Genomic DNA, 12,140 nt, shown 5'->3' with positions numbered 1-12,140 from the left:
ATCAATCCTTTTCTACTTGTTTAAAAATATCTCTTGGTCGAATAATCCCTAATAAATTGCCATCAGGGTTTCCATCTTTTGTAATCAACACTGCCTCTAGCGTCCCTTGCTCACGAAACATCAACTCAACTTCGTATATTTTCGTGTTCGCAGAAACAAATTGATAATTTGTATATTTTCCATCACCAATAATCAAATCTTTCGCTTGCTTCCGTGTTAAGTCAATCACTCCTTGTTGACTTTCTTTAGCCAACCAAAATCCGATTGCTCGTAAAGTAATCAATGCTTCAAATTTCCCTTTATTATACAGTGGAAATTGAGAGTAACGCTTTTGAGCAATCGTCTCTAGCAAATCTAGTAAAGGAATATTTTTATCAAAACCAGTCACTTTCTTTGCAAACTTCGGCAACACCGTGGCTGGACGAATCAATGCCTCTTCAATGACTTGGATCTTGTCAACTGCCCACTCATTTGGCTCTGCAATGACAAAGTCTTCAGCAATTCTTTCATGAACAATTGCGTTCCTTAATTGCGCCATCTGAAATAAATCTTCTTCATATTTACGGACCATTGACCCTTTTTTGCGAGCCAATCGGCGCACTAATTCGGTAAAGCCCATATTACGGGTATTTCCCATTTCCTCACGCATCCATTTTTCAATACGATTGAAGCTACTTAAAAACACATCAGAGTTACTCATATTTGCTAGGGTCCTCCTTGATGACATAAGCTTGGTTCTTAATGAAGAAAAAGAAACCAATCATTCCAATCACAGCTACCAAGCTATAGAATAAATTATTAAAATAAATGGCACTTAAACTCGTGAAAAAAAAGAGTACCGGATACAATTGCAGCAGGAGTAAGTTCATCGTAATAACGTACGCATCTTTTGGCAATGCAATTTGATAAACTGGACTTTTTAACCAAAAAAACGTGACTTGCATCGTTAGTGGAACGGTTGCTTCTACTTCCACGCTGTCTTGCTGATTTAAGTAAACAGACTTTCCATTAATTTGTAGTCGAATAGAACTGCCCATTCCATAAAAACCAGTTTTTCTGGTGAATTTTATTTTCATAATGCCCCTCCTATTATGCTTTAGTATAACTTAAAACACAACAATGAAAAAGAAAATACCTTAGATAAGGTTGTGACTCCAAGCGGTCAGCTTCGAAAAAATAAAGAGCAACTGAAAAAAATAGCTTTTCATATTTTTGAACAGTTGAGAGTTATTTAGAGAAGTTGCTCGGGGAACACCGTAACTTCAGAAAAAGGAGGTATGACAAAAGTTTTGCCATACCTCCCACTTCTTTTGAATCATCCGTTTATCATTAAAACAAACCGATCACTTCTCCTTGATTCGTTACATCCATGTTTAACGCTGCAGGTTTTTTTGGCAATCCTGGCATCGTCATCACGTCACCTGTGAGTGCTACTAAAAAGCCAGCACCTAATTTGGGAACAAATTCTCGAATCGTAATCGTAAAATCAGTTGGTGCGCCAAGCAACGTTGGATCATCTGAAAATGAATACTGGGTTTTTGCCATGCAGATTGGCAAGCCACTCCAACCATTTTTCTCAAACTCCTCGATTTGTTTCTGCGCTTTTTTACTAAATTGAACGCCTTGTCCACCATAAATCTTTTTGACGATTGTCTCTGCTTTTTCCGAAATCGTCGCAGTTGATTGATATAACGGTTGATAATCAGCTGCTTGTTCAGCAATTAGTTCCACTACAGCTTTTGCTAAATCCACACCACCAAGCGCGCCTTGTTCCCATACACTGACACGTTTAGCTAAGACACCTTGGTTTTCACATAACTCTTCTAACAATGCAAATTCTGCTTTCGTATCCGTAACAAACTCGTTGATTGCCACGATTACAGGGATATTGTACGAACGCATATTTTCAATGTGGCGTTTCAAATTAACAAAACCGGCTTTCAAAGCAGGTAAATCTTCTTCAAGTAGTTCTGACTTTTGTCTCCCCCCGTGCATTTTTAATGCGCGAATCGTTGCAACAATTACAATTGCATCTGGCGCTTTTTTCAAGTTAGGGACTTTGATATCAAGAAACTTCTCCGCGCCCAAATCTGCACCAAAGCCAGCTTCCGTAACCACGTAATCAGCTAATTTTAAAGCTGTTTTAGTCGCTAAAATACTATTACATCCGTGAGCAATATTTGCAAATGGTCCACCATGAATAAACGCAGGTGTGCCATAAATTGTTTGAACTAAATTTGGTTTCAACGCATCTTTTAGAAGTAAAGCAAGAGCGCCTTCTACTTTTAAGTCACCTGCAGTTACAGGTTCTCTGTCAAAAGTATACCCAATGACGATTCGTGCTAGCCGCGCCTTTAAGTCATCTAAATCAGTTGCCAAACATAAAATCGCCATGATTTCACTAGCAACGGTGATGTCAAAGCCATCCTCTCTTGGTACTCCCTGGATTGGTCCACCTAAGCCAACAATCACCTGACGCAATTCACGGTCATTCAAGTCAACCACACGCTTCCAAATAACACGTCTGGCATCAATTTTCAATTCATTTCCTTGATGGATATGGTTATCTAAAAAGGCAGATAGCGCATTATTCGCACTTGTAATAGCATGCATGTCGCCAGTAAAATGCAGATTGATGTCTTCCATTGGTAAAACTTGGGCATACCCACCGCCAGCTGCACCACCTTTAATCCCCATGACAGGTCCTAATGAAGGTTCTCTTAAAGCGATTGCTGCCTGTTTGTTAATTTGATTTAGTGCATCTCCCAAGCCAACAGTAACAGTTGACTTTCCTTCCCCCGCAGGTGTTGGGTTAATTGACGTGACCAAAATCAGTTTGCCATCCGGCTTTGCTTTTAGCTCCTCAATTGCCGAAAAATTTATTTTTGCTTTGTAATTTCCATATAATTCCAGGTCCTCATAGCCAAGATTTACTTTATCAGCTATCTCAACAATCGGTTTTAAGTCAGTTTCTTGTGAAATTTGTAAATCACTCTTCATCAAACTACCCCTTTACACGAACTTTAATTCAATTTATTTTATTTTTGTTAAGTTATTTTTATTATACACGTTTTTAATTGAAATAAATAGATAGAAAAGCCATCTCTTTTATTTATTTGACGTACTTATAAATACTCTTTATAATGTGGCTATGGTAGATTTTAAGAAAGGTCGTGAGTGCTTTGACCCAGGGAATCGTGAAGTGGTTTGACAATAAAAAAGGATACGGATTTATCAGTTATGATGAGACGGAAGAGATTTTTGTCCATTTTACCGCAATCGAAGAAGATGGCTTTAAGAGTCTGGAAGAAAACCAAGCCGTTGAGTTTAAGATTATTGAAGGCAATCGCGGAACACAAGCAGCTCATGTTAAGAAATTAAGTTAATTGATTCAATTAAAATCACATTCAATGATAAATGAACAAGGAAATTGTAGTTGAGACAAGGAAAACTTGTCTCAACTTTTTTTATACTTTTAGTAACCCAAAAAGGAGTCGCGGACAAAAGCCCTCAACTCCTTTTTCTCATTGTTTATGAGAACTATTTGATTGATCCTTTGATTTATCTTTTCGTGACTGATCAACAAATACTTCTTGTGAAGTTCCCGCAAAATAATTACGAACGGGTACCCGATCTTTTGCACGTAATAAATAGATTGTCGGCTCTAACTCATCTGTTAATTTTAACTCCAAGCCATGATCATGTGGAGCTACCTTTTCGACTTGCTGTAACGTTAATTTTTTATCTTTCCAAAAAGCAGCATAGCGAATTTTGATTGAATTTTTTTCTAGTACAAACGATCGACGTAACCCTAGCAATAAAAACACAGCAAAAATGCCCATAACTACATTACTTTTCCAATAAGGTCCTGTATTTTCAAGTGACAAAATCAAACTGAAAAAGAAAATAATCAACGTCAATGACCAATAAATGATCGACTGTGCCAATTCTGGCTGCCAGCGAATAATTTTTTTCATTGTCTAACCTCGCATGATAAGTAATAATGCTATAATCATATCATAACATTACTTTATTTTAAAAAGGAGATATTCATGTTACGAGTATACATTGATGCCTCGACAAAAGGCAACCCCGGTCCAAGTGGTGGTGGCATCGTGATTCTTGGAGAAAATCGTTATGAACAGCTAGCTGTTCCTCTTTCTGATGGGTCAAATCACGAAGCAGAATTCGAAGTCTTTTTAAAAACTTTAGAAATTTTAAAGGAAAAGGAATTAAACGCTGAAACGATTTTTTGTTATTCAGATAGTAAAACGTTAGTTTCCACCATTGATAAAAATTTTACAACTAACGAATTATTCCAGCCCTACTTGTCAGCAATCCAATCACTTCTTCCAACGTTCTCTTTGTTTCTTTTACAATGGATTCCTGAAAGTAAAAATAAAGGTGCCGATAATCTAGCTCGACAAGCATTAAAAAAACAACTCCAACAAACAAAAAAATAGACCGAAAACGAGGGAGTTTAGTAAGCTTCATCGTTTTCGGTCTTTTAATAAGCTTTTCAAGGTTATTAAGATACCTCCTTAGATTACGGATTTAACTGGTAGAAAAGTTTCCTTATTGCTCAAAGCTAAGCGTTTTGCGCCACAACCTTATTTACGGTGTCCCCAAAACAACTCCTCGCAATAACTCTCAACTGTTCAAAATATGAAAGATTATTTTTGTCAGTCGCTCTTTATTTTTTCAAAGCTGGACGCTTGGAGTCACAACCTTATTCACGGTGTTCCCCAATCAGCTTCTTCGGCAATAAGCCCTCTTTTCATAAAAATATGAGGAACTATTTTTAGAAAAGTTTTCTTATTGCTTGAAGCTAAGCGCTTGGAGTCACAACCTTTCACAACAAATAATTATGATCGAAAGTAATCTCCACCTGATACTTCCCAATCTTCTGCTTGACTTGCTCCCGAATAATTTCTTCCAGTTTCTCATCAGAGAAATGACATTTCTGTGGAACAACCACATCAAATTGCAAAATTTCTCCTTCTTTTATCACACGAAAATCATGAATTTTAAGTCCTTCTGCTGTAGTTGCAACAATTTCACGTAATGTCTGTAATACCGCTAAATAACGTTCATTACTCACTGGAACAGGATCTAAATGACAAACCAAATCAACTGCTAAACGTTCTTTGAAATCTTTTTCGATTCGGTCAACAATACGATGCGCCTGATTCAAATCTAAACTATCATCCACTTCGATATGAACAGATGCAAATCGTTTACTTGGTCCATAATTGTGTACTAACAAATCATGATAACCTAAAATTTGATCGTAATTATTCAGCGAATCTTCCATTTCTTCGATTTCTTCTGTTGTAGGTCGGCTACCCATTAACTCATAGACAAAGTCACGAACCATCATTCCACCGCTATACAAAATATATAATGCTAATGCAAATCCAATATAGCCATCGATTCTCCATCCAGTCAACCATTCAATACCCGCTGAAATCAAAACTGCTAACGTTGTAAATACATCATTGTAACTATCAGTTGAAGTAGCTCGCAAAGCATTCGAATCAATTTTTGTTGCGATTCGACTATACATTTTCCCTTGAATAAACTTCAAACCAATTGAAAAAACCAAGACTAAAAAGACAACTGGTGTCAAAATAACATTTTCTGGATGGATAATTTTTTGAAAAGAAGATTCTAAAAATGTAAATCCCACATAAGAAATAATGATTGACACAAATAATCCACTGATATATTCAAACCGTTCATGTCCATATGGGTGCTCTTTATCTGCTGGTTTAGCTGCAATCTTAAACCCAATCAAGGTCAACACAGAGGAAGCAGTATCCGACAAACTGTTGATTGCATCTGCCATGATTGACACACTACCTGATAAGATTCCAATCATAAATTTGGAAACAAATAAAATCAAATTGGAAATCAAGCCTAAGACACCTGCCAAGATTCCTTGTTTCGTTCGTTCTCTACTCGTTGTTTTTTCTGTCGTTTGTTTTCTTGTCACACTCTTACTCCCTTATCTGAAAAGATCTGCTCTCAATTAAATTTTTTATTCTGGTTTCAAAGGAGTCGCCGCAAAGAGTGCTTTAGCAAGAAGCGGCGTAATAATTCCTGCCCCAATTGCTTCTGGAACACCATTGATTCCCGCAACTCCGATCAAAGTTTTAAATAAAAGTGATGTGTCCACGCCATAAGCATTGGCAGTCGCACTTGTATAAAACATTCCCATAAAACCTAAAACAAGTAAAGTATTCGTTAGGGAACCCAGTACTCCTGCAACAGCAGCCCCCATCACCACAGATTGATTTTTACGATAAATCCAATGAAAGATAACACCAGCAACCAAACCAACAAGTACCCGTGGGACCACTGAAATGATTGGATTCGTAAAGACTAACGTATCAAAGGGAGTCGTCGGCATGGCAAACGCGCGAACAATAGTCGCAATTCCCCAGAACAAGCCAATCAGCATGCCATCTTTAGGTCCTAATACAACGGCTGCTACAATAACTGTAATATGGATGATTGTTAAGCTAATAAACCCTAACGGAATAAAGCCCAGCCAAGGAACCATTGCTTGAACAAGAATGATTGCTAACAAGACTGCGCGTAATACTAAACGAAATGTTTTATTTCTACTATTCATCTTAAACCCCACCTTTTTCTTTTCATCGTAAAAAGTTCTTGCTCATTCGTCAACTATTTACCTTTATCCTAAAATAGACACAAAAAAACAAGCGGACTTGGAATGGCTATTTTTCAATAGCACTCCAAGTCTTGCTTATCTTTGAACGTTAAATTTTAACAAACGATTATTGGTTAAGCAACCAATTTTTTGCTTCGGCTAATGCATCTGGAATACCTGCTGGATTTTTACCGCCTGCTTGTGCCATGTCTGGACGTCCGCCGCCGCCACCGCCAACTTTCGGTGCGATTGCTTTGATTAAGTCCCCAGCTTTTAATCCGGCTTCATTTGCTTCCTTCGACATAGCCACTAACAAACTAACTTTTCCGTCTTGCTCATTTGCCAGAACAAGAATGTCAGAAATTGCTTTTTGTTTCCATTGGTCTGCTAATTGACGTAATTGATTCATGTCTTTCACTTTCACTTGTGAAGCAATCAATGTTTTTCCAGCAACCGTTTCTGACTCTTTGAAAATGTCTCCGGCTTGTTGATTAGCTAATTTACTTGCTAATTTTTCATTTTCTTTTTGTAATTCACGTAATTGTTGTTGTAATTGTTCTGTTTTTGCAACTACTTCTTTTAATTGAGGTGATTTGACGATTGCTGCAACTTCTTTTAATTGTTGCTCCTCACCTTCTAGTAGTTCGTAAGCTTCTTTACTTGTAACAGCTTCGATACGACGAACGCCAGCACCGATTCCTGATTCAGAAACGATTTTGAAAATACCGATGTCTTCTGTGTTTGATACGTGTGTCCCACCACAAAGTTCGATTGACCATTCGCCAATGTTGACGACGCGGACTTCACGACCATATTTTTCACCAAACAAGGCCATTGCCCCCATATTTTTTGCTGTGTCAATGTCTGTTTCGATTGTTTGAACTGGAATAGCTTCCCAAATTTTTTCATTGACGATTCGTTCCATTTGAACTAGTTCATCTGCTGTGATTTGGCCAAAGTGAGTGAAGTCAAAACGTAAGTGTCCAGGTGCAACTAATGAACCTGCTTGGTTTGCATGTTCACCTAATGTTTCTTTTAACGCTTTATGCAATAAGTGAGTCGCTGTATGGTTTTTAATGATTCGATTACGCATTGGTTCGTTGATTGCTAAATGATAGATTGTACCTTCTTGCATTGGTGATTTGACTGTTACTGTGTGCATAAATTGACCGTTTGGTGCTTTTTGAACATCTGTAACTGTTGCAACCACTTCTTGTGCATCATTTAAAATCCAACCTTGATCAGCAACTTGTCCACCCATTTCTGCATAGAAAGGTGTTTCAGCAAAAATCATTTGAGCAACGCCTTCTGTTACTTCACTTAGTAATTCTTCGTCTTGAACGATTACTAATAATTTGCTGTCTGCCTCAACTTCTGTGTAACCAATAAATTTGCTATCCACTTTGATATCCGTTAATAATGCTGATTGAACGCCCATTGATTTTTCCGTGCTTCTTGCAGAGCGGGCACGTTCTCTTTGTGCTTCCATTTCTTTTTCAAAGCCAGCATGATCGACTTTCAAACCTTCGTCTTCCGCTACTTCTTCAGTTAATTCTACTGGGAAACCATAAGTATCATAAAGCTTAAAGATATCTTTACCAGCTAAAGTCGTTCCGTTTGCTGCTTTTACCTCTTCAATCACTTGGTTCAAGATATCTAGACCTTCATTAATTGTTTCGTTAAAGCGTTCTTCTTCTGTCCGAATGACTTTTTCAATAAATTCTTTTTGTTGTAACACTTCTGGATAGTAGCTAACCATGATTTCTCCAACAACTGGAACTAATTTATACAAGAAAGCTTGATTGATTCCCAATTTTTTACCATGCATAACTGCACGACGTAATAAACGGCGTAATACATAACCGCGTCCTTCATTTGAAGGTAGTGCGCCATCTCCAATTGCAAAAGATAATGCACGAATGTGGTCAGCAATTACTTTATAAGAAATATCCGTTGCTGGGCTTTCACCGTACTTCACTTGGTTGCTTAATTTTTCAACCGCATGAATGATTGGCATAAACAAATCTGTTTCAAAATTCGTTGGTGCATCTTGAACGATAGAAACCATGCGTTCTAATCCCATGCCCGTATCAATGTTTTTATGTGGTAGTGGTTCAAATGTGTTGTCTGGTTTGTGGTTAAACTCAGAAAATACCAAGTTCCAGATTTCTAAATAACGCTCATTTTCGCCACCAGGATAGTTTTCAGGATCATCTTCTGCTAAATCATTATAAGATTCTCCACGATCATAGAAGATTTCCGTATCGGGACCACAAGGACCGGCACCAATATCCCAGAAATTATCTTCTACATCGATGATATGATCCATAGGTAAGCCCACTTCTTCGTGCCAGATGCGTTTTGCTTCCGTATCTTTTGGATAGACAGTAACATATAACTTTTCAGGGTCAAAGGCCATCCATTCAGGGCTTGTCAAAAATTCCCATGCCCAGTGGATTGCTTCTTCTTTGAAATAATCTCCGATAGAAAAGTTTCCTAGCATTTCAAACATTGTGTGATGGCGAGCAGTTTTTCCGACATTTTCAATATCATTTGTTCGAATTGATTTTTGTGCATTAGTGATTCTTGGATTTTCTGGAACAACTGAACCATCAAAATATTTTTTTAAGGTTGCTACTCCTGAGTTGATCCATAACAAAGTTGGATCGTTAACTGGCACTAATGAGGCGCTTGGCTCGATTGTGTGTCCTTTTGATTGGAAAAAATCTAAAAACATTTGACGAACTTGTGCACTACTTAATTGTTTCATTCCATTACCTTCTCTCGTTGTTTTTCAATACAAAAAACACCATTACAGCCAAGGACGAAAACTCGCGGTACCACCTTGGTTGCAATGATGTTTGATCATTACCTCTTAAACTCGATAACGCTGAGTTGCGTTGATATTTCTATCAAAAGAAAAAAGGGAGCAATTTGATTGGTAACTATTCTTTTTTCAGCCTAGAAAGAATTTTCTGTGAGCCACTAAAAACAAATCATGTCCTTTTTTGTACTCGTTAAGTATACGCACTTCCCGGATATCTGTCAATAAAGCTTTTCTATTTTGGCTCTTTTTGCTGCTCTCCGTCTGTGTTACGATAACTAAAAAGAGTTGATTGGAGGAAAAGATTCATGAACGACTTTTTTGGTAATGAAACTTGGATTCAAGCAGCAAGCTTCGCACTTCGCTATGAAGTCTTTGTTTTAGAACAACATATTCCACCAGAATGGGAGTTTGATGCACTCGATACCAGTCAAAGAAATTATTTTTTACTCCTTGATGATCTAATTCCTGTTGCGACTTTACGTTATCAACTGAAAAGCGAAACATGTTTTCAGCCTGACCGTTTTTGTGTGGCAAAACCCTACCGTAAAAAAGGCATTGGACGTTCACTGTTATTCAAGGCAGAACAAGTTGCCAAAAATAATGGCTGTCGGTTAAGCTATTTAGTCGCTGAGTTAACAGCGCAGTCATTTTATGAACGCTGTGGGTATGTTTCCTGTACGCCACCTTTTGAAGAAGATGGCATTCTTTGTGTAGGCATGGAAAAAATTTTATGATTAGCTAACTCAATAACAGTATAAAAAAACTTAGACAAATCTAAAAAATCTGTTTGTCCTTAACTCTGATTTCAATATTAAAACCGCCTAAAATCAACGTTTTCAAAAAACGAATTTTAGGCGGTTTTTTTCTTGAATATTTTTGTCTCAGACTCTTTTTTACGAATAAACGGTGTTCAAGAAGTAACTCCTTCCAAATAAGCCTAAATTTCACAAAAATTTGAGAAACAATTTCTGAAAATTTATTCTTATTTATTGGAGTTGAACACTTTCTCCACAACCTTACTCACGGTGTTCTCAAAACAACTCCTCAAGAAAGTTTGCATTCACTTCAAAATGTGGACTGCTATTTTGTGTGCTTGCACGCTATCTTGTCGGAGCAAATCGTTTTGCGCCACATCCTCTTTCACGGTGTTTCTCAAGCAACTTCTCGAAATAATTCATAACTGTCCAAAAACATAAGCAGCTATTTTTGTCAGTTCTTCATTATTTTTTCGAAGCTGAGCGCTTGGAGCCACAACCTTTTTATTTATGTGAACTTTTTTTATTTTTACGAGCTGTTCGTGACTGTTGGCGACGTTCGATTTTACGTTCTTGTTTGTTCTTTTCAGCAATCGCCCAATCAATCTTCTTCTTGTAGCCCGGTTTGATTTTTTTCTTTTTCTTTTTCACTAACCCAATCAATGTTGGATCCAATGTGTCTTTTGATTTTTCGCGTTTTGTTCGACGATTTCGGTCATAAGTTTTCACAATTTCGCCGTCTTTGATTTCTTTCGGTTCAAATTTGACACCTAACGTTTCCAACATGTCAATTGATTGTTCATCACTTGGCGAATAAAGCGTGATTGCCGTTCCTTTGAGACCATTTCTCCCCGTTCGACCGACACGGTGAATGAAGAAATCTGTATCTTCAGGAATCTCTGCGTTGATCACATGTGAGACCCCTTCAATATCGATTCCTCGTGCAGCAAGGTCGGTTGCTACTACATATTGAAATTCTAAATCTTGTACTTGGCGCATCACGCGTTTACGTTCGCGAGGAGTGATGCCTCCATGAATTTTCGCAACTTTCAAACCTTTTTTCTTCAAATAATCTGCGATTTCATCAACATGTTGTTTCGTATTTGCAAATACAATTGCTAAATACGGATGACCAATTGTCAATAATTGATAGATCATTTTATTTTTATCTTTGCCTTTCGTCGACATCAACCAGTTTTCAATATCTTCAGAGATAATTGCTTTTGGTTTGATTTCTTCGATAATAGGGTTTTGCATATATTTACGCAAAAATGGACGCAATTTTTCTGGGATTGTTGCTGAGAATACTAAAAATTGAACTTTTTCAGGTAAACGACCTGCGATTTGATCGACTTCATTTAAGAATCCCATATCCAATGTCATATCTGCTTCATCGACAACAAACGCAAATGCTGTATGGATTTTTAACGCTTGTTCATTCATCATATCTAAAATACGACCTGGTGTTCCAACTACGACATGTGGTTGTTGGTGACGTAAACGATCCAATTGGCGTTGCTTATCCGTTCCACCAACAAAATTGCTGACACGAATTTCTGGTGATGAAAATTGTGCAAGCTGATTAGCGGCCTTATAAATTTGTGCAGCTAATTCGCGACTTGGAGCAGTAATGACTACTTGGACTTCTTCCTTTGTAGCATCAATTTTATTAAATAGTGGCAATAAAAATGTATGTGTTTTTCCAGAACCTGTTTGTGATTGACCAACAATATTTTTTCCTTTGGCAATCAATGGAATCAATTTTTCTTGTACTTCCGTTGGTTGCACGAAGCCCTTTGCTGTCAATGCTTCGTTAATAAATGGTTGAAAGTTGAATTTATCAAAATTATTCATCTATGCACCTCTTCTCTTTAATTTTTCA

At 37.4% G+C, this 12,140-nt stretch carries 11 protein-coding genes; 3 read left to right on the top strand and 8 right to left on the bottom strand.

The window, feature by feature from the left end:
- Position 1: 1 nt before the first annotated feature.
- The 3 genes from AB3I20_RS00400 to AB3I20_RS00390 form a co-directional block, all read right to left on the bottom strand.
- Positions 2-700: a CBS domain-containing protein gene (locus AB3I20_RS00400; protein WP_067482265.1), complete on the bottom strand. Its 699-nt coding sequence runs from the start codon at positions 698-700 to the stop codon at positions 2-4.
- A complete protein-coding gene (locus AB3I20_RS00395) occupies positions 693-1,076 on the bottom strand; it encodes a hypothetical protein (protein ID WP_067482267.1) in 384 nt (127 codons plus the stop codon). Before AB3I20_RS00395 ends, AB3I20_RS00400 begins: the two co-directional genes overlap by 8 nt.
- Positions 1,077-1,329: 253 nt before the next feature.
- The gene (locus AB3I20_RS00390; RefSeq protein WP_075491690.1) at positions 1,330-3,000 is read right to left on the bottom strand and encodes a formate--tetrahydrofolate ligase; all 1,671 of its coding nucleotides are present in this window, start codon (positions 2,998-3,000) and stop codon (positions 1,330-1,332) included.
- 182 nt (positions 3,001-3,182) lie between these two features.
- On the opposite strand from AB3I20_RS00390, the gene AB3I20_RS00385 reads away from it, so the two are divergent.
- Positions 3,183-3,386 carry a cold-shock protein gene (locus AB3I20_RS00385; protein ID WP_067482445.1) on the top strand — a complete coding sequence of 68 codons (204 nt, stop codon included), beginning with the start codon at positions 3,183-3,185 and terminating at the stop codon, positions 3,384-3,386.
- Positions 3,387-3,524: 138 nt separating this feature from the next.
- On the opposite strand, the gene AB3I20_RS00380 is transcribed toward AB3I20_RS00385, so the two are convergent.
- Positions 3,525-3,977, bottom strand: coding sequence for an EbsA family protein (locus AB3I20_RS00380; RefSeq protein WP_071868966.1), 453 nt, complete (start codon positions 3,975-3,977; stop codon positions 3,525-3,527).
- Positions 3,978-4,052: 75 nt separating this feature from the next.
- Between AB3I20_RS00380 and AB3I20_RS00375 the strand changes: the two genes are divergently transcribed.
- Positions 4,053-4,463, top strand: a complete 411-nt coding sequence (locus tag AB3I20_RS00375) for a ribonuclease HI family protein (protein WP_071868967.1) — start codon at positions 4,053-4,055, stop codon at positions 4,461-4,463.
- Between the two features lie 389 nt (positions 4,464-4,852).
- Here AB3I20_RS00375 and AB3I20_RS00370 read toward each other — a convergent pair whose 3' ends face one another.
- The 3 genes from AB3I20_RS00370 to alaS all read right to left on the bottom strand — a co-directional run bounded on the left by AB3I20_RS00370 (position 4,853) and on the right by alaS (position 9,446).
- Positions 4,853-5,995 (bottom strand): cation diffusion facilitator family transporter, encoded by a 1,143-nt coding sequence (locus tag AB3I20_RS00370; RefSeq protein WP_270492645.1) that lies wholly within the window; start codon positions 5,993-5,995, stop codon positions 4,853-4,855.
- Positions 5,996-6,040: 45 nt separating this feature from the next.
- Positions 6,041-6,637 (bottom strand): ECF transporter S component, encoded by a 597-nt coding sequence (locus tag AB3I20_RS00365; RefSeq protein WP_067482276.1) that lies wholly within the window; start codon positions 6,635-6,637, stop codon positions 6,041-6,043.
- Between the two features lie 166 nt (positions 6,638-6,803).
- Positions 6,804-9,446: an alanine--tRNA ligase gene (alaS, locus tag AB3I20_RS00360; protein ID WP_218657832.1), complete on the bottom strand. Its 2,643-nt coding sequence runs from the start codon at positions 9,444-9,446 to the stop codon at positions 6,804-6,806.
- A gap of 362 nt (positions 9,447-9,808) precedes the next feature.
- Between alaS and AB3I20_RS00355 the strand changes: the two genes are divergently transcribed.
- Positions 9,809-10,237, top strand: a complete 429-nt coding sequence (locus AB3I20_RS00355) for a GNAT family N-acetyltransferase (protein WP_067482280.1) — start codon at positions 9,809-9,811, stop codon at positions 10,235-10,237.
- A gap of 525 nt (positions 10,238-10,762) precedes the next feature.
- On the opposite strand, the gene AB3I20_RS00350 is transcribed toward AB3I20_RS00355, so the two are convergent.
- Positions 10,763-12,112 (bottom strand): DEAD/DEAH box helicase, encoded by a 1,350-nt coding sequence (locus tag AB3I20_RS00350; protein WP_067482282.1) that lies wholly within the window; start codon positions 12,110-12,112, stop codon positions 10,763-10,765.
- Positions 12,113-12,140: the final 28 nt, after the last annotated feature.

The organism is Enterococcus sp. C50, from assembly GCF_040887505.1.
In the GTDB taxonomy this organism is placed as follows: domain Bacteria; phylum Bacillota; class Bacilli; order Lactobacillales; family Enterococcaceae; genus Enterococcus_B; species Enterococcus_B thailandicus.
This window is presented reverse-complemented; position numbering and strand designations above follow the sequence as displayed.

Excerpts from the sequence above, each read along its gene's own strand:
- AB3I20_RS00400 (WP_067482265.1), bottom strand. The coding sequence starts at position 700 with ATGAGTAACTCTGATGTGTTTTTAAGTAGCTTCAATCGTATTGAAAAA.
- AB3I20_RS00395 (WP_067482267.1), bottom strand. The coding sequence starts at position 1,076 with ATGAAAATAAAATTCACCAGAAAAACTGGTTTTTATGGAATGGGCAGT.
- AB3I20_RS00390 (WP_075491690.1), bottom strand. The coding sequence starts at position 3,000 with ATGAAGAGTGATTTACAAATTTCACAAGAAACTGACTTAAAACCGATT.
- AB3I20_RS00380 (WP_071868966.1), bottom strand. The coding sequence starts at position 3,977 with ATGAAAAAAATTATTCGCTGGCAGCCAGAATTGGCACAGTCGATCATT.
- AB3I20_RS00375 (WP_071868967.1), top strand. The coding sequence starts at position 4,053 with ATGTTACGAGTATACATTGATGCCTCGACAAAAGGCAACCCCGGTCCA.
- AB3I20_RS00365 (WP_067482276.1), bottom strand. The coding sequence starts at position 6,637 with ATGAATAGTAGAAATAAAACATTTCGTTTAGTATTACGCGCAGTCTTG.
- alaS (WP_218657832.1), bottom strand. The coding sequence starts at position 9,446 with ATGAAACAATTAAGTAGTGCACAAGTTCGTCAAATGTTTTTAGATTTT.
- AB3I20_RS00355 (WP_067482280.1), top strand. The coding sequence starts at position 9,809 with ATGAACGACTTTTTTGGTAATGAAACTTGGATTCAAGCAGCAAGCTTC.
- AB3I20_RS00350 (WP_067482282.1), bottom strand. The coding sequence starts at position 12,112 with ATGAATAATTTTGATAAATTCAACTTTCAACCATTTATTAACGAAGCA.